Raw genomic sequence first — 22869 nt, 5'->3', positions numbered from 1 at the left:
ACTTGAGAGTTCATTCTTATGTACAAAAGTATGAATTAGCTTATATCTTATCCTATTTTATGCGATTTTTTAAATTAAACGACCCTCACAATAAATTGCAAAGGTCGTCCAACATTAAAAAAATAAACTATTATGGGGTTTGCTTTCTTCCTGAAGCTTTATTTCTTCCATGAGGTTTTCTTTCATTCATTTTATCTCGCATCATTCCCTCAGACTGGAAAAGCTTCAGTACTTTTTGGCAAGGAATCACGGTCTGCATTTTTTCCGCATACTTTTTTCTGTTTTCAAACAGTTGCTGTCCCACATCAAAACTTTGCTGAAGTTTTTGTTTTGCTTCTTCTTCTGAAAGTTTATCCGGATCAAAGTCAGAATCAAACTGACCTTTTATTTTATTCTGGCTTTCAATATATTCAGTATACATTTTGGTAAACTCATCTTTATCCTGCGCAGGAACATTGAGCATTTCCACCATCATATTATTTCTGAACTGAGTAAGAAGTTTTTTTCTCTCTTCAGTTGAAAGATTGTTTATTATCTCCTTTCTCTGCTCCGGATTCATTTTCTTCCAGTCATAATCTTTAATCTGAGCATTCAGACCAAATCCGGAGATCATTAAAAGTAAAAATAATATTTTTTTCATTTTCTTTAATTATACAAGTCTAAATAGACATCCTGATTAGAATTATCTGCTAACTCAGCAATTTCTGCACTGGTAAAAGAATCCAGATATTCATTCATTCTCGTCTCTGCTGAAACTTTTTTAGGCAGATTTACCTTTTCTGTATTTTTGATAACTTTACTTTTTGCAACAGAAACTTCTGCATTTTTCAGACTTATCACTTTTTGATTCGTATTTTCAACCGAGGTTAAATCATCTTTCAGCGTTTGATAAGCGATCTGGCTTTCACTAGCCTGTGTTTCAGTTTTTGTTATGCTGTTCTGTGTTTCAACATCACTGTTTTTATCATTGCTAAAAATATAAGCAGATCCAAAGATAAGTGCTAAAGACGCTGCTGCTGCATAACCCCAGTGTAACCTGAATACGGGTGTTTTTTTATTTTTTGATATCTCTTTTAAAACATTATTCTGAACAGTAGAAAATAAGTCATCCTGAACTTTATAAATGTTTTGGCGTTCTAATTGGTCCAGATCAAAATCTTTCACTCCGCTCAACACTCTTTCCTGAATATTGTCAAACATATTCTCAGGAACCTTGTAAATGTTTTTGCGTTCTAAATTATCTAGATTAAAATCTTTCATGTTTGGTTTTTTTCTCAAAAATTATTTTTCGTAATTTTCTTTGATGTATTCTTCTATTTTTTGTTTTGCGTAATGATAATTTGTTTTCAGTGTTCCTACAGACATATCTACAATTTTAGATATTTCTTCATAGGGCAAATCATCATAATACCTCATCGTAAATACAAGCTTCTGCTTTTCCGGAAGACTTTGTATGGCTTTCTGTAACAGAATCTGTATTTCTTCGGCGTCTCCTTCTGTATTATCGGCAACTATATTCTGCATATAATATTCCGGATCTTCATCAGTTTTCTGCATTCTTTTTAGCTTATTGATTTGCTGTAATGCCTCATTGGTTGCAATTCTGTACAACCAGGTATACAGTTGGCTGTCATTTTTAAACTGATGAAAATTCTGATATGCTTTTATAAAAGTTTCCTGCAGCGTATCCTGAGCAAGATCTCCATCTACAATAATACGTCTGATGTGCCAATACAATCTACTCTGATAAGCATCCATCATCACACGAATCCCTTTATCAAGTGTTCGTGAGTTTTGCATAAGCGCAATAATCTCTGCGTCTTTACTCTTCATGTGATGCTTTCATTGTTTTGATTACAAAAATATTTAAAAGTTAAATTAATCATTCAATTTTTAGTCCAATAAATCAAATTTTAAAACTTCTTTTGATAAATATAGATAAAACTTCTGACTTGTATGCGCAATATTTTCAATCAAAAAACAAAAATATTATCTTTGTTAGATGCAAACAGTCATTATAGGTTCAGGAAATGTGGCTTATCATTTAGCAAAAGCATGTAAGCAAAATGACATTCCTTTAGCACAAATTTATGGTAGAAATGAAAATGAACTTCGTAAAATTTCAAGCGAGTTACATATTCCTTATTCTACTCAAAAGCTTGAAGAAGCGGACTTATACCTTCTCTCCGTAAGTGATCAGTCAATTGAAGAAGTTTCCAAAATCATCTCTAAAAAAAACTGTCTTGTTGCCCATACTTCAGGATCTTTACCTAAAGAAATATTAGTAGGAGAGTACAGAAAATCAAGCTTTTATCCTTTACAGACTTTTTCTAAATCTAAACATCTGGACTACAAAAAAATTCCTTTTTTTATCGAAGCTGAAAATAGTGAAGATCAGCAAATTTTAATGAATTTAGCTTCCCAAATTTCAGCAAATGTCATGGAAAGTACATATGAAAAAAGAAAATATATCCATCTTACCGCCGTTTTTGCCTGTAATTTTGTGAATCATCTTTTTTCCAGAGCCAAAGAAATTTCAGATTCTCAACAAATACCTTTTGACTATTTTTTGCCATTAATTGATGAGACCGTCCAGAAAATTCATGAAATTGAACCTAAATCTGCTCAAACAGGACCTGCTGTAAGAAATGACGAGAGAGTCTTGCAGCTTCACGAACAATTATTAAAAGACGAAAGTCTTTTACTCTACAAAACCATTAATAATTCTATTAAAAAAATGTATCATTTGTCATAAAGTTTTACCTTTGATAAAACTCAAAAAATGAATACTAATATCATCCGCTCATTAATCATCGGAACTGCTGTTGTAATTACGGCTCTAATCTTAGGCTCAAGTTTTAAAAACAGAAATCTAAAACAGGATACTATATCTGTTACAGGTTTAGGATCTAAAGATTTTACTTCAGACGAAATAAACTGGAGCGGGAGTTTTGATGCCAACGCAATGGATGCAAAAGACGCATATAATTTAATATCGCAGGATAAAGAAAAAGTAAAAGCTTTTTTCTACAGCAAAGGTTTTAAAGCAGGAGAGTTTTATTTTGGCGGAGTAAATTTTTCGAGATCCTATCGTACCATAACCACAAAAGAATCTGATGGAAGCGAAAAATCTGAAGATATTTTTGACGGATATAAAGCCACTCAAAGTGTTTTTTTCAGAGCGAAAAAAGACCCTGCTTTGATGAAAAAGATTGAAAGCGTGATCGACAAAACGGCCGAACTCATCAACAACGGTGTTCAGTTTGAACCTTCTTCAGCACAATATACCTATTCTGATCTTGCTTCGTTGAAACATAGTTTGATAGAAGCAGGCTCTAAAGATGCCAAACAGAGAGCTGAAAAGATTGTCAGCAGCGCGGACGGAGATCTTGGAAAACTGAAAAATGCCTCAATGGGAGTTTTCCAGATTACGGCAAAAGGTTCTACGGATGAAGACAGCTATGGCGGAAATTTTGATACTTCGAGTAAAGAAAAATCAGCGAGAATTACCGTAAGGCTTACTTACAACCTCGACTAGATCTGAATTTTTAAAATTTATAATGAGTTACAAAGAAAAATTAAAAGATATAAAAGCGTTTGTTTTTGATGTAGACGGCGTTTTCACAGACGGAAATGTATATTTGATGCCCGGCGGAAATATGTGCAGAGTTATGAATGTTCTAGACGGATATGCTGTAGTGAAAGCACTAAAAAATAATTATCTCATCGGAGTAATTACAGGTGGAAATGATGAAATGGTAAGGCATCGACTTAATTATCTCGGAATAGAAGACTACTATGCAAAATCGCATGATAAAATGACCGATTTTGAAAATTTTAAAGAAAAATACAATCTCAAAAACGAAGAAATTCTGACAATGGGTGACGATATTCCTGATTATCATATCATGCAAAATTCTGTGATTGCCGTATGTCCGGAAAATGCTGTTCCTGAAATTAAAAGTATCGCAGACTATATTTCATCGAAAAAGGGTGGGAGCGGAGCTGTACGCGATGTGATTGAACAGGTAATGAAAGTACAGGGAAAATGGCATGATGACAATACGCAATCTGTTTAAAAAATTTTTATGATGAGATTACTTTTAGCTTCACAGTCTCCTAGAAGAAAAGAACTTTTATCCGGACTGGGTTTAAAGTTTGAGGTGATAAAAATTGATTGTGATGAAATTTTACCTCAGAATATTGCTATCGCAGACTCAGCCGCCTATCTCTCCGAACTCAAAGCAAAAGCTTACCAAAATCTTTCTGAAAATGAGATTTTGCTCACCGCAGATACTGTAGTTGCTATTGATAATCAAATTCTCGGCAAACCTAAAGATAAAGAGGAAGCAAAAAAAATGCTCCGTCTGTTATCCGGGAAAATTCATCAGGTTTTTACGGGAATTACTATTAAAACGATCCATACGACCATTACAGAAACTGATGTTGCTGATGTGGAATTTGATGAAATATCTGATGATGAAATAGATTTCTATATTAAAAATTATCAGCCTTTTGATAAAGCAGGAAGCTATGGAATACAGGAATGGCTCGGAATGGCTAAAATAAAAAGTATTAAAGGAAGTTTCTATACTATTATGGGACTGCCTACCCATTTGGTCATTAAAATATTGAAACAACTACAGGAATTTCCAAAATAATTTTTTATTATTTTTACAAAATCATCAAACTGCTGATAATAAAAAGTAAATTAGCGAGTTATATTAAAATAATGAAAAAGAAAATTATATTCCTTTTAGCAGCAATTGTTGTCGTTTCCTGTTCCACGAAAGTGAAGAAACCGGAAGCGAGATCAAAGTTTTTAAAAGGGTTTTCCACATATTATAATACATTGTTTAATGCCAAAGATGCTTTAAACAGTGAGTTTACAGACAGAGATAAAGAGCATAAAGATAATTTTTATGCCCCTTATATTCCCATATTGACTTATGAAGAACAACCTTTGGGAAGTGATTTGGGTCAATCTGCAGCCTTTGCAGAAAATTCAATGAAAATGGCAGAAGTCAACCGGTCATCAAGCACCAGAAGTGCTCCCGGAATGCCACCGGGAATGCCAGGAAATAATCCTGTATCTCAAAATGCAGACGGAACCGAAAATACCGGAGCTTCCGTTTTAGAAATTGCCGAAGCAAAAGCTCTGAAAGCTATTAATAAATATTCGGTTATCAGAAAAGGAGAAGAGCAGAACAAAACCATTTTTGATGCCTACATGATTTTGGTACAATCCAGAATTTATCAAGGAAAATATCTTCCTGCTCTGGATGCGCTGAATTATGTTTTTACGCACATGAAAGAGGATAAAAGACTTCCTCTGGCTCATGTGTATGAGGCTTTGGCGTATGCTCAGATGAAAAACTTTCATAAATCTGAAGAAATATTCGCTCAGCTTAAAAGTGAAAAAATAAGTAAAGATCACGAAAAAATCCTAAGTATTTACTATGCAGAGTCCCTTTTAGATGCAGGAAAAAAAGAAGAGGCAATAAAAGAATTAAACCGTGCATTTGAACTTAACGGAAACAGAAAACTGAAAAGCAGGATAGCCTTTTTGAGGGGACAGGTATTGCAGGAACAAGGGAAATCTGATCTTGCAAGAGAAAGTTTTCTTGCTGCTTATAAATATGCTAATGATTTTGAATTTGAAGTAAAATCTCAGATTGAAATCGCAAAGACATTCAATGGCAAAGGAAATTACGAAGGCGCAAAAGATTATCTTGAAAAAATAAGTAAAAAGGGAACTTATGGATCAAGAAAAAATGAATTTTACTATGCGCTCGGCTTAATGGCAAATAAAGCCGGTAAAAAGACAGAGGCACAGGAGTTTTTCAGAAAGTCTTTGCAGGAAAAAGTTTCCGATTCGCAGGTAAGAGGACTGGCTTATTATGAAATAGGGAAGAGCTATCTGGAAAAGAATGATTACATCGGAGCAGGAGCTTACTATGATTCCGCATTGGTAGCCATGACTTATGAGCCCTCAAAAATTTTATTGCAGGATCAGTCTAACTATATCAAAAAAATCTCAAAAAACTATTACCTGATCAAGAAAAACGACAGTATTCTTTCTTTAGCTAAAATGACAGAGCCACAAAAAAATGAATATTTTGCCAAATACATCGAAAAACTAAAAGTTAAAGAAGAAAAAGAAGAACAGGAAAGAAGAAGAGCCGAAAGAAGTAAAGGTTTTGATACCGGAGATTATAATGCCAATTCCATTTTTGCCAACGGAGGCGGAAGTTTTGAGGATTTTGGAGTAGCTGCCAAAGGTTTTTATTTCAGCAATAATAATACGGTAAGTAAAGGTTCTGCTACCTTTAAGCAGGTTTGGGGAGACCGTGCGCTGTCAGACAACTGGCGTTATTCCAAAAAAATGGCTTCTTTGGAAGACTTGAAAAATGAAGCTTTGGGCGTAAATTCAGCTCCCAATCCCAGACGTTTTGAGCCGGCTTTTTATATTGAGCAGATTCCTACAGATGCAGCCAAACTTTCCCAGCTGAAAAAAGACAGAGATACAGCTTCTTTGGGACTGGGCGTGATGTATCAGAACTATTTTACCAATACCCCTTTAGCCACTAAAACATTATACGATCTGGTAGATGTGAAACCGGAAGAAAAAGTGATGCTGCAGGCATTGTATGAAATTTTTGCAATGAATTACGAGAAAAACCCACAGGTTGCAGCAAGAGCCAAGCAGATTTTACTTACAGATTATCCTTATACCTCGTATGCTGAATTTGTAAGAAATCCTAAAAACAGCAACTTTGTAAAATCATCCGATGAGGTAGAAAATGCGTATAAAACTGCTTATGCATTATATGAATCTGAAAAATTTACGCAGAGCCAAAGCACAATAGAAGAGATTATCCTTAAATATCCGAAAGATGCGCTGGTTCCTAAACTAAGTCTTCTGAACGCCTTCAATGCCGGAAAAATGAATGGGAAAGAGGTCATGATTCTACAGCTTGAACAGCTGGTTCTCAATTATGCAAAAACACCTGAAGGTATTAAAGCCAAAGAAATGCTGAACTACCTGAAAAGTGATCTGAAATTTCAGGCAACCGATAATAAGGGAAATACGATTCAGAATAATAAGCAGGTGATTGGAAATCAAACTAATCAAGCAGGGAATATTCCTCAGAATAAAATCAATCAGCAGCAAAATCAAATTCAACAGAATAAAAATATGCAGCAGATGAATAATCAGAATAATGGAGTTCCTAAAAAACCACAAGAAAGTGATCTTCAGATGGTTCCCAATACTGTTCCGGCAAAGCAATTCGGTAAATAAATACAAAAAAGCGAGGATTTATCTTCGCTTTTTTTGATGGATGCCTATTCCGTATTTTTCTTTTTTACCCCGTGAAAATCTTTCAGATAGAAAGGTTCAAAATAGGCGATATCTTCAAAATCTTTGTTTTCTATTTTTTCTAAAGTTTTTTTGACTAAATATTGAGCAGAAGGGTAGATGTCGGCTTTAAATTCCGCATTTGGAAGCTGTAAAATATCTTTAGCTTTTGCAGACCCATCTCCTACGAAAAGAATTTTTTTATCTTTAAATTCTTCAAAAGCATATTCATCTAAAATTTTTGCTTCTGTCGGTAAAATCTCTTCACCCGAATTTCCGTCATAAACAGCCGTATAAACCTCCATTCGTCTTGCATCGACTAAAGGGATAATAAAGTCAAAGTTTAGCCCTAAAAACGGCTCAATCATGCTTTCCATAGAATTAACGGCAACCAAAGGTATTTTCAGACCATAACAAAACCCTTTTGCCGAAGCTGCACCAATTCTCAAACCTGTATAAGAACCGGGACCTTTTCCTAAAGAAACGGCTTCAATATCTTTCAACGAAATTTCTGCGCCTTCCAATGCCCATTCTACGAAGGTATGAAGACTTTCGGATTGCTTATAGTTTTCTGAAACTTCTTCGCATACACATAACAATTTATCGTCATCAGAAATGGCAACCGAACAGTTTTTGGAAGAGGTTTCGAGGTATAGGATTTTCATTTTTAATTAAATTTTAACCGATAAATCTAATCTGTTTTTACTTTGGCAAATTTACGGCTTTATCTCCACACTTTGCCGGCTCCACAATTTCCATTCGGATTTGTTTTTGATCCAGATTTCCAGAAGTGATAAAGTCATTTTAAATTCCTGATTTTTATATAAACCTGAGACATTTATTTTCCTTCGGATGCTGAATGTTTTGTTGAATTTTTTGATTTCGGAAACCTCTGTCTGTTTAATCTCTTTATAAACTACTTTTTTGGAATTAAAATCTTTTTTAAAATCATGCAAATTCTGAATCCAGCCATTGGAATGACCGAAAGAAACCCCATTTTCAAACAAATTCAAAATTTGGTAATCATTATTTTGCATCAGTGAATCCAATTTTTTAGCCTGTATTAAAACTGCTTTTTCCTGTTTTAAATACTTTTGAGAAAATCCCAAAGCATAACAAAACAAAAGTAGGATAGGGAACAACCTCATTTTCAAATTCTCAAATTAAATTATTTTCAGATTGAAATTATCCTTTTCTGTAAATCGTTCTCGGTTCGCTTTGTGCACTCGGATAAATGGTCATATCCGAAACCGTTACATGTTGCGGGGCGTTGATGCAATACGCAATCGCATCGGCAATATCTTCAGCTTTTAAGGCTTCATAACCAGCATAAACTGTTGCAGCTCTTTCCTGATCGCCCTTAAATCGGATTAAAGAAAAATCTGTCGCTACAGCTCCGGGCTGAATATTGGTGACACGAATTCCGAATTCAGTCAATTCGATTCTCATTCCTTCGGAAATGACATCAACCGCTTTTTTTGTAGCGCAATAAACTACGCCATTTGCATAGGTCTGTCTCGCCGCAACCGAACTGATGTTGATAATATGTCCGGAACTTCTTTCTTTCATCATCGGAATCAAAGTTTTAGAAACATACAAAAGTCCTTTTACATTTCCATCAATCATATTGTCCCAGTCATCTGTGCTTCCTGCTGAAAGTGGTTCTAAACCATGTGCATTTCCTGCATTATTGATGAGAACATCCACATTTTTCCATTCATCGGGAAGCGATGTAATAGCATTTTCAACCTCTTGCAAATTTCTGACATCAAATTGCAAACTGAAAACTTCAGTCAATTTCGATAATTCTGATTTTACCTTTTCTAAAACTTCTGTACGCCTGCCGCAGATGATGATTCTGTTTCCCTGTTTTGCTAAAAGTTCTGCTGTTGCTTTTCCAATTCCGGAAGTAGCTCCCGTGATGAGTATTGTTTTCATAAAAATTTCACTTTTTTTAAGTGTAACACTGTATCAATATAACAGTTTACCGGTGATTGTTACATTACTACATTGCTAAATTGATACATTGTTATATTAATTTGCGTCAAATGCTTCAAAGGCATCTTTAATATGTTCTATAACTAAATTTCCGTTTGTGTCGGGAAGAACGGAAATAATATCAAATCTTACTTCCTGATTTTTATTGAATTCCTCCATAAAATGATTGGCTGCCAAAACAATTGACTTGATCTTTCCTTTTGTGACCGCTTCCTGAGGAAGAATAAAAAAGTCTGTGGAACGCGCTTTTACTTCAACCACAACAATTAGATTCTCTTTTTCAGCAATAATATCAATTTCAGATTTTTGAAAACGAAAGTTTCTGACAAGAATTTTGTATCCGTTTTTTACTAAATATTCAGCTGCCAAGTCTTCTGCTTTCTTGCCTAATTCGTTATGATCTGCCATTGGATAAGTTTGAGAGTGGGAGAGTTTGACTATTTAAGCGTCTTTTATTTAAAACCGAATCTTTACTTTATCATCAATCTTCATTTTAATTTCACTTCCGATAATCAATGGACGATTGTCTTTAATGTGACCATTCGGAAAACCAAAAACTACCGGGAAATTATACTTGGAAATTCGGTCTGAAATCAGTTGATAAGCAAATTCATCGAAACTTTCTTCGTATAGTTTGTTGTCTTTTTCGTCCCCCATATTGGTCATTCCGCCGATGACTAAACCTTTGATCTTTTTGAAAACTCCCGCCAGTTCGAGACTCATCATCATTCTATCAAGTGCATAAAACTTTTCACCGATTTCTTCGATGAATAAAATTTTATCTTTAAAATCAAAAGAATATTTAGTTCCTAAAAGTGCATAAACCAAGGCTAAATTTCCTCCGATCAATTCTCCCGCAATATTACCCTCTTTATTCAATTGATGTGATTTTAAGCTGTATTTTGGCTTTTTTCCTTTTAAAATATCAAAAATAAGATCATTACTTTCTGTAGTAACCCCAAAACTTGAAGTTTTAATCGTTTGTCCGTGAATAGAAACAAAACCTTTTTTCAGCAAACAACTTTGAATAGCCGTATTATCAGAATATCCGATGTACCATTTAGGATTTTTAGTAAATTCTTTTAAGTTTAAACCTTCTAATAAATGCTGACATCCGTAACCGCCTCTTGAAGCCCAGATTGCGGAAATCTCGCTGTCATTTAATGCCCAGTTGATATCTTTTAGTCTTTCTGCTTCAGTTCCTGCGTAATTATATCCGTTGGAAAACTTTGTATAGAGATTTCCACCTAGAACAGGTTCGTAACCTTTATTTTTAATCATCTCAATTCCTTTTTCGAGCTGAGAAGGTTCTACAACTCCGGCAGGAGAAATGATGGCAATTTTATCGCCTTTTTTAAGAGATTTGGGATATATTTTCATTATCAGATGTTGTTTTTATTTAAAATTAATGTTTAAAACTTGCTTTTTCGCAATGTGCGCAATGATTTCTCTGTAGTTCCGATGTATATTTTTTTGCAAGAACATTTACTCAGTAAGGTTGATGATGAGAATTATTATACTTTTAAAATTATCTGTTTTTCTTGTATTTTAATTCCTTTTTTTCGGCTTCTTCCAATTGTTTATCAAACTGATTAAACATTTTAAAACTTTGAAGGAATATAAAAAAACTGAAGATAATCAATACAATACCTACACCTCTCCTTATATTATTCGCCAGTTTTTGGGTAAGCTTGTCGTGGAACTGTTTAGCAAGAAATATTTTAAGAAAATCTATTGCAAGATACGTTGCAATCACAATACCAAGATATATAATTACGCTTTCTGTATCAGGATACTGGTTCCTGACTCCTATAACTGTAACGAGCCAGAAAAGGATGACTCCCACATTCAAGAGATTTAATAAAAATCCGTTGATAAAGGTTTTAAAATAATTCTGACTGATCAACTTTTCTTCTCCGGGCATCCGCATTTTGGTCTTTGTTACCAGCATGATAATTCCATAAGTAAGGATAAGAATGGACGTAATCCTATAAAATCCCGGATGTTTGTCGATAAGATCAACAATATCTGCACTGGCGTAATAGGCTGCAATGATACAAAGTAAATCTGCAGTAATTACCCCAAAATCTAGTGCTAAAGCATGTTTCGGACCTCTGGAAAAGCTAGTTTCAATTAAGAGAAAAAAAATGGGTCCGATAAAAACGAGACTCAGCATAAAACCTAAACCAATGGCAGAAAGTATGAGTTCAAACATTCAAATTTTGTTTCAAAGCCAAATTTAAAGATTATATTTTTATTTGGGTTTAAAAACGGTGTGTTTTAATTCATATCCTAAACTAAAAAGGCTCCCGCTCCTGCACGAATCCTTTCGTGTGGTTTAATAAATTAATTTTGAATTTAATTTCTACTCATTAATGGATGTTTTTATCAAGATAAAATTTTTGAGTAGTTTTTAAAGAAATGCCACATGATAGAATCGTGCGGCAGCGAGGGGGATTCAAAAAGATAAAGAATATATTACAGACATCGAATTTGAAAGGATTATAAAGACCTTAATAAAAATACCAAACGAATAAAGCCCCTAATTTCAGGGGCTTTTTTATTTAACAATTTAAAATTTGCAACGTGAAAAAATCAAAAAAAACAAAAATTAATTCTTATTCTAAAGGATTGATTTTACTATCTGCAATGAGAAACTGTAAAAATGAAATTCATTTAACTCATTATTACTATGGAGTATTACAACTAATGTCTGATGAAGGCATTAATTCTTTACCTAATTCTAAGAAATAAACAAATGAATCAATTTTTAACCAATTCCAATTCTACGAAGTAGAAATTTTTAAATTCAAAATCTTTTTTATTGTCATCCCAATAACGAACAATAATTAAGGGATTATCTTCAGATGCATGTGGAAAACCTAAGAACTTTGCTTTAATGTCAACAACAGTCATTTGCCCAGGATTAGGTTGAGCCTTAAAGGTAACTAAATCACCAATTTTAAATTTTTCGTTCATATATAAAAAAGTTTTGCCCTAAGATACAAAAATGTTTTATCTATTAGAGTTTACCTTTTTAATTATAGCTTCCAAAGTATCTAACAACCACTCGATAACAATATTAGTTTGCTGATTAGAACCATAATCAATATCTCTACTGTCTAAGTTTTTAGAAATAGCATCTTTAAACTGACTAATTATTTGGTACTTGGTATTAGTATCTATATCCCATGTTCTAATATCGTTTATCATATATTCAATTTTAGATTTGACAAATTGGAAGTTTTTATCATAATTCTGTTGCTTTTGTTGTAAAGCACGTTCTATCAAACCAAGATTATTAGGCTGAATGTATTCGCCATATTGTCTTGGTTTTCTCTGGTACTCAGTAGACTTTAAATCATAGTATTCCCATTGTCGGGTAAGACTGTTATACTGTTTATAACCGATAATATTTCCTGATGAATTAAAGTATTCGTATCGCCTAGAAAGAGAGTTGTATCTCTCTGTTACGGATTGAGAAAAACTGAATACTCCAACTAAAAGCATTACAGAAACGAAGATTTTTTTCATGACATAAGATGATTTTGGATTCACCTAGTCCCAAAGTGATGGTTTATTATAAATACAGAAAGCGTGGGACTTTGCCGTATTTATCTCTTGCGAGGCTCTGGTAAGCCATTAGGTGAATAAACAGGAAAGCCCACGCCTATAGCATGAGCATTTCACTTATTTATCCTACACCTATTTTTGAATTTACCAGATTCCGCAAGGTAGAATAAAAAGCAAACGCTTTATTTTGTCAATATGTTTAGATTACAAATATAGAAAAAATGAATGTTACAATTGAATAATAAGAAAAAATAAGAGGTGCTTTCACACCCCTTATGAAACCTGTTACTTTTTACAAGATTTAGGTTTACTTCTGTAAAAGTATTTTCTACCGTCTTTAGTAGACTTGTGTACTTTTACGAACTTGTTGGTAGATTTTCTACTCATTGTTTTACAAGTTTTACAATGACAACCACTACCGTGTCATCTTCGGCGAAATGTTTGGATGATTTGCCTATGATGTAGTAATGTAAACCTAAATCAAAAGTAACGAATTTTTAAGAGACTGTTGAAAAGCGGTCTTTTTTATTTGAAATAAAAATAACAATCAAATTATATCAGTGTAAACTGGTATATTAATGCCTAATTATTTTATATTATATTCTTCAAATTGAGTTAATGTAGGAAGCTTTTTCCCTTTTAGTTGTTCAGGTGATAACATTCTTTTTGTTTTTACATCAAACCTATATCCATGTTTCCACTCAAATCTATGGCCTTCTTTTCCAAAACCTTTTAAAACAAAAAGTCGCCATTGCTGACGACTTTATAACTATTCTAAAGAACTAAAATCTCCATTCAATAAGTCTTGGCAATGATTTTTAACAAATATTGCTACATTAAATATTAAAGATTTATTATTATCATTAAATCCTATAGATTTTGTTATTTCATCTTGCTTTAAAAAATCAGTATTCCCTAATTTTTTAATCATAGAGTTATATAAACTGTAATAAGTTCCTTTTTTAACATTCTTAAAATATGCATTCATTCCATCTTCATATTTTTCAGTTGAAAAATAAATTTCAACAAATTTATTTTTCAGTGTCCCAGCATATTTATTTCTATTGTCATATACCAAATTATTTGAAATCGAAACTTCTTTAAACTGTTCTTTTATAAAATCAATATATCCTGCTATTTCCATTTTTTTTAATTCTTAAGTGTTAATTTTTAATTGTATATTCTTCAAGTTTAGTTAACGGTTTTAATCCTTTTGCTTCATTTGGAGGTACCATACGTTTGGTTTTGGGATGAAACCTATAATCATGTTTCCATTCAAAACGATGAACTTCTTTACCAAAACCTGTAAGCTTTTCACCAATTACTATTCCATTTTCCATTATTGGATTTCTTAAATTAATTAAATCCGACATAATCACCACTTCGGCTTTCTGTCTTACAGCTGCATCCACCCATTTGGAGTTTACATTGGTAAAAAATCCTCCTTGCGCAATAGCTTCTTCATATATTTCATCGGAAACATTTAAAAGATTAAACTTTTGTCCCTTCGGCGCATTAAAAGGGTAGCCACTTTTAAGCATTGCTTTATCAATAAGCTCGGGATAATCTAGCTCTTTTAAAACATTATGCAAATCTGATCCAAAACTTCCTACTAAAAATGTCCCTAAATCTTCATTTCCTAACAACTTCGCTCCACTAGTTGCATTATGCGAGAAACGGTGAGCTACAAATTTATTTACATAAACGGCAATAAAATTACGAAAACCTTGTCGTGTAGAAAAATGAGCAGACCGCAAAAACTCTCCAGCAAGTCTATCTTTTCCTTTTAGAATTTCTACTCCTTTATATGAAACAATATAATCTTCGCCTTTTTTTATGATAGAAAATCCTTTTTGTACAAGATTTTCTGCAGCTCCCTTTAAAAAAGTCTCTATACTTCCAGGAAAAATTAATTTCAATAGTTTTTGTATAATTCCAGAACTGTTTTGTTTTGCCGCAATAATCACTTCCTCTATTATTCCCTCTCTTATCAATTTGCTTTCATAAACCGAAATTTGTTTTACTAATTCGTCTAACTGCGTAACAAAACTACGATACTTTGAAATAGGATTTTTTAGATTTTTCAATTTTTCCAAAAGTGCAGGACCATAAGTAAGAATGCCTTCCATTATTACTACGCTCATTATTCCTGCACCTACCAAAGCGTAGATTAAATCCCAGTTTTTCGCAAACCATTTGCCTTCAGAATATTGGGAGAGCCATTTTTTGACCTCCTCATCCATCAATGTTAAATCTACAATCGCCAACGCAAGATCTGCAGCTGCTATTGCAGAAATTTTCAACGTGAGTCCTATCGTCATTACTCCTAAAATGATGGCAAAAATATCTCCTCCAATACGGATGTTTTGCATCACTTTCGCCCATTCTTTTTCATCGGCAATGGCTTTTATAAATAAGGCGGTTACAATATTTGAATTCCCTTCTTCATCCAAATATATGACCGGACTCATAGGGTTGTAAAAATATCCTGGATCAATATTTTCTTCTACATTAATTTTTTCTTCAATTGTAATATCGTTTACAGGCTCTCCATCTTCGTCTATAAGTGGTCGTACTATTGTTTTTTGTACGGTTCTTTTCTGCTGCAAGAAAATGGCGTCTTTGTAATCGAAATCCCAATCGACACTTGTAACTCCTTTAATATTATTAAGTGTATCATTAAGTTCCAAAATATTAGACTGAATATAATAGTCTCCTTTTCTTATAAGGCTGTTGGTGATTTTCGTTTTTATGTTTGGATCCCTTTGGATAAACATATTTAATACAGAAGCAAATAGTATTCGATTAGAAAAAGGTAACCCTAATATTTCAGAATGTCCATCCAGATTATCGTAAATTTCATTCACTAATTTCGGGTTCTCATTAAAATAATCTACTACCTTGTCATAATCTCGAAACATTGACATTACGGTGATTAATAGGGAACTTGTATCTTTCATCCAACTAAACCATCCCGTATCATCTTCCTTTGTGAGTGTAATGAGATGTTTTACTACATTTTCTGTACTTAGATGTATATGCACTATAAAGCTTTTGGGCAAATCCGCATATACTTTGTAGAGATCGGTTGCTGTATTGTTGGGGTCTTTTAGAAAATTTGTAAACTCTTTGATAAAGTAGGTAGATGCATCATAATCTGTTTCTATATCTCCGTAACCCAAATATAATAAAAGGCTTTTGTAATCTTCAAAAGAATGAGTTCGAAGTTCTATGGCGGTCTGCAATGTTTCACTATATCTAAATGTAAGGGTGTAGGTAAGCTTATCATTTTCATCAAAAAACACTTCCATAGCAGGTTTGTCTCTTCCCACTCTTTGAGAGACTTTTACTATTCCGTTTTTGAGGTATATCTTAGCGGAAACATCAATATGTTTATTTCCATCCATGATGTAGGTTTGTGCTGTATCCTGAAAATATTCTTGATAAGCATACTGCATTTTATCTCCATAACCTGAATTATAAGCTAATCTTATATGATCTAATAATAGATTAAGATTGATATAAACATCATTTTTATACTCAATATCAGATTTTTGCATTCCTTTTATCCCCTGCAACGGATTTTTATTCCCTTCAAAACCTTGGGTTACTTCTTCAAAAGAAAGTATTTTGTATCCGGATAAATCTCCAAATTCGTCGTCAAAATTTTCCATTTTTTTAGTTTTTAATTAATAGGTATGAAATGTTTCTCCGACAAATCTAAAGTGAGGCAGCGACAAAACTTGACGTGTTATAATTTAAAACAAAAAAGACCACAAAATTGTGGTCTTTATATCCTAATGAAAGATAAAATTCTATTCAACAATCTTAAAATCAAGCTGTTTAGCAATCAAATTAGCTTTTACTACTTTAATTTTTACCTGATCTCCCAACTGATAACGGTTTCCTGTACGGTTTCCGTAAACTGCATGAGTTGATTTATCATACGTGTAAGAATCATCCATTAAATCTCTTAATTTAATTAATCCTTCCGCTCCATTTTCAGGAATTTCAACCCAAAAACCAAATTCTGCAACTCCTGAAATTACTCCTGTGAAAGTTTCGCCCAGATGTTTTTCCATGAATTTTACCTGCATAAATTTAATAGAATCTCTTTCTGCATCTGCTGCCAATCGTTCCATTGCACTGCAGTGTTTTGCTTTTTCTTCCAGCTCGTTTTTGTCGGGAGATTTTCCTCCATCCAGATAATGCTGCAACAATCTGTGTGCAAGCAAATCCGGATAACGGCGGATAGGAGAGGTGAAGTGCGAGTAATAATCGAATCCTAAACCATAGTGACCGATTGGTTCGGTAGAGTAGATGGCCTTGCTCATACTTCGCATTGCTAAAGTTTCGATCATGTTTTCTTCTCCTTTACCTTTCACATCTTTCAATAAATTATTTAAAGATTCAGCAACTTTTTTGGTGTTTGCCAAATCCATTTTATATCCGAAAGTGGAAACAAAATCTCTTAAAGCTTCCAGTTTTGCCGGATCCGGATCATCGTGAACTCTGTAAATAAAGGTATTTCCATTCGGTCTTCCTTTTTTCAGCGATACAAATTCCGAAACTTTTCTATTGGCCAAAAGCATAAATTCTTCAATCAGGTGATTTGAGTCTTTACTGATTTTAAAATACACACCGATCGGCTGATTATTTTCATCCAAATTGAACCGAACTTCGCTTCTGTCAAACGTAATTGCGCCATTTCTGATACGTTCTCCACGCACAATTTTAGCCAAGCTGTCCAAAACATTGATTTCTTCCTGCAAATCGCCTTCTTTCGTTTCAATTCTTTCCTGAGCTTCCTCGTAAGTAAATCTTCTGTCGGAATGAATAACCGTTCTTCCGAACCATTCTTTCTTAACTTCTGCTTTGTCATTTAATTCAAAAACAGCAGAAAATGTATATTTATCTTCATTCGGACGAAGTGAACAGACATCGTTGCTTAAAACTTCAGGAAGCATCGGTACAACACGGTCTACCAAATAAACAGATGTTGCTCTCTGATACGCTTCGTCATCCAGAATCGTTCCCGGAACCACATAATGAGAAACATCTGCAATGTGAACTCCTACTTCCCAGTTTCCGTTTTCTAATTTTCTGATTGATAGTGCATCATCGAAATCTTTTGCATCTTTCGGGTCTATTGTAAAAGTGAGTACGTCACGCATATCCCAGCGTTTTGCTGCCTCTTCATCGGTAATTCTGCGGTCTATTTTATCAGCATCTATTTCCACCTCTTCAGGGAAATCGTATGGCAAACCATATTCTGCAAGAATAGAGTGGATCTCAGTTTCATGTTCTCCGGGATTTCCGAGAACCTGTAGAATTTCTCCTTCGGGATTTTTATCTCCAGGTTTCCATTCGGTCATTTTTACAATGACTTTATTGCCATTTTCTGCACCGTTTATTTTACCTTTCGGAATAAATATATCGGTGTTGATGGTCTTTTTATCACAAACTACAAAACCAAATTCTTTGTGAGTAACCAATTGAAATGTTCCTACAAATTCTGATCTTTTTCTTTCTATAACTTCCAAAACAGAACCTTCCAGTTTTTTACCTTTGAAATTGTAAGTGACAATTAATACGGTATCGCCTTGCAAAGCATCTTTCACATTCTTTGAATGGATGAAAATATCATCTTTTAAATTTTCTACCGTAACATAAGCGTTCCCGCTTTGATTGAAATCAATAGTTCCTGTTAAAGTGCCTTCAATATTAAGATTAATACTGAATTTTCCTTTCTCGGTTTCTTTTATTCTTTGGTTTGCTAATAATTTGTGCAAAGCCTGAATTACCATCTCACGCTGTCTGGGATTTTTATAATCTATCCCGTCTGAGATTTGTTTGTAATTGTATAGCTTTGTTTGATTCTGATTCATAAATCTCATGATTAATCTCCCGATTTCCATCAATTTATGGTCGTTTTTCTGACTTATATATTTTTTCTTTTTTGCCATTTTTTTAATTAATTCAAATATATTCCACCATTATCTTGGAATATTCAGTTGTATGAAATTACACTTATTATGATTAAAATTCATCATTTTCCTTGCCAATAATTTTCTGCTCAACCGTACAGAAATAAATCAAATAGGATCTTGTAATAATCTTTCTATAAATTTATAATAAATATGGAGAAGTGCGAGGAAAACTTTCCGATCATTTTTTAAGATCATCTAAAATTTTAGAGAAGACAACAGTCTGGTAAATTCTGTTGTGAGTTACAAATATACAACTTAAAAATAAATAAGGCTTGTAAACCGAATTACAAGCCTTTATATTTTAGCAGTATGCTATTTTATCTACCCTTGTCTGATGTCTTCCACCTTCAAAATCGGTAGAGAGAAACCTTTTTGCTATTTCTATGGCAACTTCTTTTGCGATAAATCTTGCCGGGATAGAAATCATATTGGCGTCGTTATGCTGTCTCGCCAATTCCGCAATTTCCGGCATCCAGCATAATGCACATCTTATTTTCTGGTGTTTGTTGGCGGTAATTTGCACCCCGTTTCCGCTTCCGCAGATGAGAATTCCGAATTCGTTTTCTCCATTTTCTACAGAAGTTGCAGCAGGATGTACAAAATCCGGATAATCGACAGAATCTGTAGAGAAAGTTCCGAAATCCTGAACTTCAAAATTTTCTTCCAAATGTTTCTTGACGATTTCTTTGTATTCAAAACCGGCATGGTCAGCTGCTATAGCAATTTTTCTTTTCATTTTTAATTTTTTACTTGATATAGTAGATTTATCTGACAAAGTTACGGTAAATCTTAGGTATTATTATTTATAAAATCTAATATTATAGTCATTTTAATTAACTAAATTTTTAGTTTTAAAATTATTTTTAATTTTATTTTAGACTCTCATTATTCTTACTTATACATTACAAAGCAAACAGATTTTTCTAAAATCTGATAATTCGCAGTCCATTATAATTTAAATCAGATTTCTCAATAAATAATTTTTACAAACCTATTGAATCTCATAAGTATCTGAAAATGAAACGAAACTGATGATCATATTTTTAAAAAAGCTTATTATTCCTTAATTGTTAATTAAACCCTTATAAATTGTTAAGAGCAATGTGAATAAGTGTGGAAAACTTTGTTGAAAATAGTGTTTTTTTGCTTTATAAAAATTCGTAATGAAATATCCATCCAAAAAAAATTCAAAAACTTTTTAAAAACTTTTTTCGGGTATTATTATTTTTTTCCATAATCTTTTTACTAATAAACAGCTGATCAATAAAGTTATCCATAATTGTTAGTAAGAATAGAAATAACCACATTTATAAGTTATTATAATGTGGATTATTTATGAGTTTAAGATCATTTTTATGTGATGAAGTTTTATGTGAAAACTTATCCCCGAAATTCACAACACTCAACAACATAACTCATTCTTTTATTTTAAAAAAAAGAAATTAATGTTGATTATTGAATGAACGGGTTGCTTATTTTTTTTGAAAACTTTTAGAAGTTTCCGTTTCCTCCGAAAATTTAAAATCATACATTTGTGAAAGTAAAATTTAAAAGAATCAAATAGTAAATGCAAGATTTCTTTTAGACTCAATATAACTCATACAATATTTTAAACTATATGAAAACGATCAACGATTACAATTTCAATGGAAAAAAAGCTCTGGTAAGAGTAGATTTTAATGTTCCGCAGGATGATCAGCTTAAAGTAACCGACAATACCAGAATTGTAGCGGTGAAACCTACTGTAGATAAGATTCTTTCTGATGGAGGTTCTGTAATTCTTATGGCCCATTTAGGAAGACCGAAAGGAGAAAGAAAGGATGAGTTTTCATTGAAATATATTGTAAATGAAGTTTCAGAAGTTTTGGGTAAAGAAGTGAAGTTTGTAGATGAATGCATCGGAGAACAGGCAGAAAAAGCAACATCAGAATTACAAATGGGTGAAATTCTTTTGCTTGAGAATCTTAGATTTCATAATGAAGAGGAAAAAGGAGATGTAAAATTTGCAGAGCAATTGTCAAAAATGGGAGATGCGTATGTAAATGATGCCTTCGGAACAGCTCACAGAGCACATGCTTCTACGGCAGTAATCGCTCAGTTTTTTCCTTCAACTAAATTTTTCGGTATTTTAATGGCAAATGAACTTAAAGCGATTGATAAAGTTTTGAAATCTGGTGAAAAACCTGTAACAGCTATTCTTGGAGGTTCTAAAGTTTCTACAAAAATTACAATCATAGAAAATATTTTACCTGCTGTTGATAATTTAATCATTGGCGGAGGAATGGCATTTACTTTCATTAAAGCTTTAGGTGGTAAGATAGGAACATCTTTGGTAGAGGAGGACAAACTCAATTTAGCATTGGAAATTCTGGAAAAAGCAAAAGAAAATAATGTTAAAGTATATCTTCCTTCAGACACGATAATCGCTGAAACTTTCAATAATGATGCTGAAAGAAAAGAAGTTAATATTTATGAAATTCCGGAAGGATGGATGGGATTGGATGCTGGAACCCAATCAAGAGAGCAATTTAATGATGTTCTATTAAACTCCAGAACAATTTTATGGAACGGTCCTATCGGTGTATTCGAAATGCCTAATTTCGCAGGCGGAACTGTAGCATTAGGAGACAGTATCGCAGAGGCAACTAAGTTAGGTGCATTTTCTTTAGTTGGAGGAGGGGATAGTGTTGCTTTTGTAAAACAATTTGGTTATGCCGACAAAGTAAGCTATGTTTCAACCGGCGGAGGTGCAATGCTTGAAAGTTTGGAAGGGTTGGAGCTTCCGGGTGTTGCTGCGATTAACAATTAATCTATTTCATTTTATAAAAAATAGTCTGCTTAATTTTTAGGCAGACTATTTTATTTTTCAATATGTAGTTGTTTGTTGAAATTTTAAATTACAATTTATTTTCTATAATTCTTTTTAGAAAATTTATAAATGCTCAAAAACTAACTATGGTAATTAGTTTTAAACCATAAAATTTTTTAAATTCTGTATTTTTAATTAAAAATACGGAAAATTGACCTCCATAAATGGCTTAAAAATCTATTTTCTATCTTTTTTCGATAATATATATCAAACTTGAAAATTCGTTGGAAAATACTGCTTTTACGTTAGAAATCGTTCCGTATATTGCTGCTTTAATCCAAAATAGTGAAGATTTTTTATATTTTTCGCTTAGCATTGAGATATAATAGGAATCTAATACTAAAGGTTTAATTTTTCTCAGTTTCCAGTTTGGTTTATTTGCAATCAAATTTTCCATTCCTTTTTTTGAGAAATGATAAATGTGTCTTGGCACGTCATAAGCTGCCCAAAATTCTTTATAGTGTTGGGCATCATAAGAAGTAGGATTAGGAACTGCAATAATGAGCAGACCTTTTTCTTTTAATTTTTTATTAAAAATTTCCAGCATTTCATCCTGATTTTCTATATGCTCAAACACATGCCATAATGTAACTGCATCCAAGCTGTTATCTTCAATAGATTGAATATTGTCTAAAATAACTGCTTTAGAAATTTTATTTTGAGCTGCATTTCTTGCATCTTTATCTGGTTCAAAACCGTAGGTTATGAAATTGGTTTCAATATATTTTACAAATTCTCCAGCTCCGCAACCATAGTCTAAAACTCTTGACCCTTTATTTATTCTATCTAAAAGAATAGTCTTTTTATACTGTAGATTAAAAGACTGCAGAAATTTATATAGCTTTTCTTTAAGGCTTCCGGAATCCTGATGATGTGATATGTAGTCTTCACTTTCATAATATTTTGAAATATCGGAAGGAATAGGGGAGGTTTTATAAACACCTTTTGTATTTGTTTCTATAATTTCAAATTCTTCCTGAGTGAGAAAATGGTCTTTTATTTTCATAAAATTAAAAAAGATTCAAGTTCAAAATCAGCTATTTTTAAACTTTATTTTTGAACTTTATTTAGTGAATGTT

Annotated in this window: 22 protein-coding genes; 6 read left to right on the top strand and 16 right to left on the bottom strand. The window is 32.9% G+C overall.

The window, feature by feature from the left end:
* Positions 1-130: 130 nt before the first annotated feature.
* Genes FOL89_RS02640 through FOL89_RS02630 form a run of 3 tightly spaced genes read right to left on the bottom strand, consistent with a single transcriptional unit; the run spans position 131 to position 1833 of the window.
* Positions 131-640: a hypothetical protein gene (locus tag FOL89_RS02640; RefSeq protein WP_144281302.1), complete on the bottom strand. Its 510-nt coding sequence runs from the start codon at positions 638-640 to the stop codon at positions 131-133.
* Between the two features lie 5 nt (positions 641-645).
* Positions 646-1260 carry a hypothetical protein gene (locus tag FOL89_RS02635; RefSeq protein ID WP_228444846.1) on the bottom strand — a complete coding sequence of 205 codons (615 nt, stop codon included), beginning with the start codon at positions 1258-1260 and terminating at the stop codon, positions 646-648.
* 21 nt (positions 1261-1281) lie between these two features.
* Positions 1282-1833 (bottom strand): RNA polymerase sigma factor, encoded by a 552-nt coding sequence (locus FOL89_RS02630; RefSeq protein WP_144281301.1) that lies wholly within the window; start codon positions 1831-1833, stop codon positions 1282-1284.
* 169 nt (positions 1834-2002) lie between these two features.
* Between FOL89_RS02630 and FOL89_RS02625 the strand changes: the two genes are divergently transcribed.
* The 5 genes from FOL89_RS02625 to porW all read left to right on the top strand — a co-directional run bounded on the left by FOL89_RS02625 (position 2003) and on the right by porW (position 7303).
* A complete protein-coding gene (locus FOL89_RS02625; protein WP_144281300.1) occupies positions 2003-2755 on the top strand; it encodes a Rossmann-like and DUF2520 domain-containing protein in 753 nt (250 codons plus the stop codon).
* A gap of 27 nt (positions 2756-2782) precedes the next feature.
* Positions 2783-3538 carry an SIMPL domain-containing protein gene (locus FOL89_RS02620; protein ID WP_144281299.1) on the top strand — a complete coding sequence of 252 codons (756 nt, stop codon included), beginning with the start codon at positions 2783-2785 and terminating at the stop codon, positions 3536-3538.
* Between the two features lie 22 nt (positions 3539-3560).
* A complete protein-coding gene (locus tag FOL89_RS02615) occupies positions 3561-4079 on the top strand; it encodes a KdsC family phosphatase (protein WP_144281298.1) in 519 nt (172 codons plus the stop codon).
* Between the two features lie 12 nt (positions 4080-4091).
* Entirely contained in the window at positions 4092-4661 is a 570-nt protein-coding gene (locus FOL89_RS02610; RefSeq protein ID WP_144281559.1) for a Maf family protein, read from the top strand.
* A 71-nt stretch (positions 4662-4732) separates the two neighbouring features.
* On the top strand, positions 4733-7303 hold the full coding sequence (porW, locus tag FOL89_RS02605; protein WP_144281297.1) for a type IX secretion system periplasmic lipoprotein PorW/SprE: 2571 nt from the start codon (positions 4733-4735) through the stop codon (positions 7301-7303).
* A 44-nt stretch (positions 7304-7347) separates the two neighbouring features.
* On the opposite strand, the gene tsaB is transcribed toward porW, so the two are convergent.
* The 12 genes from tsaB to rpiB all read right to left on the bottom strand — a co-directional run bounded on the left by tsaB (position 7348) and on the right by rpiB (position 19657).
* Positions 7348-8025 (bottom strand): tRNA (adenosine(37)-N6)-threonylcarbamoyltransferase complex dimerization subunit type 1 TsaB, encoded by a 678-nt coding sequence (tsaB, locus tag FOL89_RS02600; protein WP_144281296.1) that lies wholly within the window; start codon positions 8023-8025, stop codon positions 7348-7350.
* Positions 8026-8076: 51 nt separating this feature from the next.
* Positions 8077-8508, bottom strand: a complete 432-nt coding sequence (locus FOL89_RS02595) for a hypothetical protein (protein WP_144281295.1) — start codon at positions 8506-8508, stop codon at positions 8077-8079.
* A gap of 37 nt (positions 8509-8545) precedes the next feature.
* Positions 8546-9298: an SDR family NAD(P)-dependent oxidoreductase gene (locus FOL89_RS02590; RefSeq protein ID WP_144281294.1), complete on the bottom strand. Its 753-nt coding sequence runs from the start codon at positions 9296-9298 to the stop codon at positions 8546-8548.
* A gap of 96 nt (positions 9299-9394) precedes the next feature.
* Positions 9395-9766: a YraN family protein gene (locus FOL89_RS02585; protein WP_144281293.1), complete on the bottom strand. Its 372-nt coding sequence runs from the start codon at positions 9764-9766 to the stop codon at positions 9395-9397.
* A gap of 48 nt (positions 9767-9814) precedes the next feature.
* On the bottom strand, positions 9815-10738 hold the full coding sequence (locus FOL89_RS02580) for a S66 peptidase family protein (RefSeq protein WP_144281292.1): 924 nt from the start codon (positions 10736-10738) through the stop codon (positions 9815-9817).
* Positions 10739-10886: 148 nt separating this feature from the next.
* Positions 10887-11573, bottom strand: coding sequence for a LysE family translocator (locus FOL89_RS02575; protein WP_144281291.1), 687 nt, complete (start codon positions 11571-11573; stop codon positions 10887-10889).
* Between the two features lie 548 nt (positions 11574-12121).
* A complete protein-coding gene (locus tag FOL89_RS02570) occupies positions 12122-12337 on the bottom strand; it encodes a hypothetical protein (protein WP_144281290.1) in 216 nt (71 codons plus the stop codon).
* 36 nt (positions 12338-12373) lie between these two features.
* Complete coding sequence (locus tag FOL89_RS02565; protein ID WP_144281289.1) at positions 12374-12892, bottom strand: hypothetical protein; 519 nt, start codon at positions 12890-12892, stop codon at positions 12374-12376.
* 808 nt (positions 12893-13700) lie between these two features.
* The gene (locus tag FOL89_RS02560; protein WP_144281288.1) at positions 13701-14075 is read right to left on the bottom strand and encodes a hypothetical protein; all 375 of its coding nucleotides are present in this window, start codon (positions 14073-14075) and stop codon (positions 13701-13703) included.
* Between the two features lie 19 nt (positions 14076-14094).
* Complete coding sequence (locus FOL89_RS02555) at positions 14095-16605, bottom strand: hypothetical protein (RefSeq protein WP_144281287.1); 2511 nt, start codon at positions 16603-16605, stop codon at positions 14095-14097.
* Positions 16606-16746: 141 nt separating this feature from the next.
* Positions 16747-18897, bottom strand: a complete 2151-nt coding sequence (gene rnr, locus FOL89_RS02550; RefSeq protein WP_144281286.1) for a ribonuclease R — start codon at positions 18895-18897, stop codon at positions 16747-16749.
* A gap of 325 nt (positions 18898-19222) precedes the next feature.
* Positions 19223-19657: a ribose 5-phosphate isomerase B gene (gene rpiB, locus FOL89_RS02545; protein ID WP_144281285.1), complete on the bottom strand. Its 435-nt coding sequence runs from the start codon at positions 19655-19657 to the stop codon at positions 19223-19225.
* An 882-nt stretch (positions 19658-20539) separates the two neighbouring features.
* On the opposite strand from rpiB, the gene FOL89_RS02540 reads away from it, so the two are divergent.
* The gene (locus tag FOL89_RS02540; protein ID WP_144281284.1) at positions 20540-21730 is read left to right on the top strand and encodes a phosphoglycerate kinase; all 1191 of its coding nucleotides are present in this window, start codon (positions 20540-20542) and stop codon (positions 21728-21730) included.
* Positions 21731-21974: 244 nt separating this feature from the next.
* On the opposite strand, the gene FOL89_RS02535 is transcribed toward FOL89_RS02540, so the two are convergent.
* Entirely contained in the window at positions 21975-22796 is an 822-nt protein-coding gene (locus FOL89_RS02535) for a class I SAM-dependent methyltransferase (RefSeq protein ID WP_144281283.1), read from the bottom strand.
* Between the last annotated feature and the right edge of the window lie 73 nt (positions 22797-22869).

The organism is Chryseobacterium echinoideorum (genome assembly GCF_007474535.1).
Classification (GTDB): domain Bacteria; phylum Bacteroidota; class Bacteroidia; order Flavobacteriales; family Weeksellaceae; genus Chryseobacterium; species Chryseobacterium echinoideorum.
The sequence above is the reverse complement of the archived record's forward strand: the minus strand, read 5'-3'. Positions and strand labels throughout refer to the sequence as shown.

Bases quoted from the DNA above. Each gene is read 5' to 3' on its own strand.
- FOL89_RS02640 (WP_144281302.1), bottom strand. From the start codon at position 640: ATGAAAAAAATATTATTTTTACTTTTAATGATCTCCGGATTTGGTCTG.
- FOL89_RS02635 (WP_228444846.1), bottom strand. From the start codon at position 1,260: ATGAAAGATTTTAATCTAGATAATTTAGAACGCAAAAACATTTACAAG.
- FOL89_RS02630 (WP_144281301.1), bottom strand. From the start codon at position 1,833: ATGAAGAGTAAAGACGCAGAGATTATTGCGCTTATGCAAAACTCACGA.
- FOL89_RS02625 (WP_144281300.1), top strand. From the start codon at position 2,003: ATGCAAACAGTCATTATAGGTTCAGGAAATGTGGCTTATCATTTAGCA.
- FOL89_RS02620 (WP_144281299.1), top strand. From the start codon at position 2,783: ATGAATACTAATATCATCCGCTCATTAATCATCGGAACTGCTGTTGTA.
- FOL89_RS02615 (WP_144281298.1), top strand. From the start codon at position 3,561: ATGAGTTACAAAGAAAAATTAAAAGATATAAAAGCGTTTGTTTTTGAT.
- FOL89_RS02610 (WP_144281559.1), top strand. From the start codon at position 4,092: ATGAGATTACTTTTAGCTTCACAGTCTCCTAGAAGAAAAGAACTTTTA.
- porW (WP_144281297.1), top strand. From the start codon at position 4,733: ATGAAAAAGAAAATTATATTCCTTTTAGCAGCAATTGTTGTCGTTTCC.
- tsaB (WP_144281296.1), bottom strand. From the start codon at position 8,025: ATGAAAATCCTATACCTCGAAACCTCTTCCAAAAACTGTTCGGTTGCC.
- FOL89_RS02595 (WP_144281295.1), bottom strand. From the start codon at position 8,508: ATGAGGTTGTTCCCTATCCTACTTTTGTTTTGTTATGCTTTGGGATTT.
- FOL89_RS02590 (WP_144281294.1), bottom strand. From the start codon at position 9,298: ATGAAAACAATACTCATCACGGGAGCTACTTCCGGAATTGGAAAAGCA.
- FOL89_RS02585 (WP_144281293.1), bottom strand. From the start codon at position 9,766: ATGGCAGATCATAACGAATTAGGCAAGAAAGCAGAAGACTTGGCAGCT.
- FOL89_RS02580 (WP_144281292.1), bottom strand. From the start codon at position 10,738: ATGAAAATATATCCCAAATCTCTTAAAAAAGGCGATAAAATTGCCATC.
- FOL89_RS02575 (WP_144281291.1), bottom strand. From the start codon at position 11,573: ATGTTTGAACTCATACTTTCTGCCATTGGTTTAGGTTTTATGCTGAGT.
- FOL89_RS02570 (WP_144281290.1), bottom strand. From the start codon at position 12,337: ATGAACGAAAAATTTAAAATTGGTGATTTAGTTACCTTTAAGGCTCAA.
- FOL89_RS02565 (WP_144281289.1), bottom strand. From the start codon at position 12,892: ATGAAAAAAATCTTCGTTTCTGTAATGCTTTTAGTTGGAGTATTCAGT.
- FOL89_RS02560 (WP_144281288.1), bottom strand. From the start codon at position 14,075: ATGGAAATAGCAGGATATATTGATTTTATAAAAGAACAGTTTAAAGAA.
- FOL89_RS02555 (WP_144281287.1), bottom strand. From the start codon at position 16,605: ATGGAAAATTTTGACGACGAATTTGGAGATTTATCCGGATACAAAATA.
- rnr (WP_144281286.1), bottom strand. From the start codon at position 18,897: ATGGCAAAAAAGAAAAAATATATAAGTCAGAAAAACGACCATAAATTG.
- rpiB (WP_144281285.1), bottom strand. From the start codon at position 19,657: ATGAAAAGAAAAATTGCTATAGCAGCTGACCATGCCGGTTTTGAATAC.
- FOL89_RS02540 (WP_144281284.1), top strand. From the start codon at position 20,540: ATGAAAACGATCAACGATTACAATTTCAATGGAAAAAAAGCTCTGGTA.
- FOL89_RS02535 (WP_144281283.1), bottom strand. From the start codon at position 22,796: ATGAAAATAAAAGACCATTTTCTCACTCAGGAAGAATTTGAAATTATA.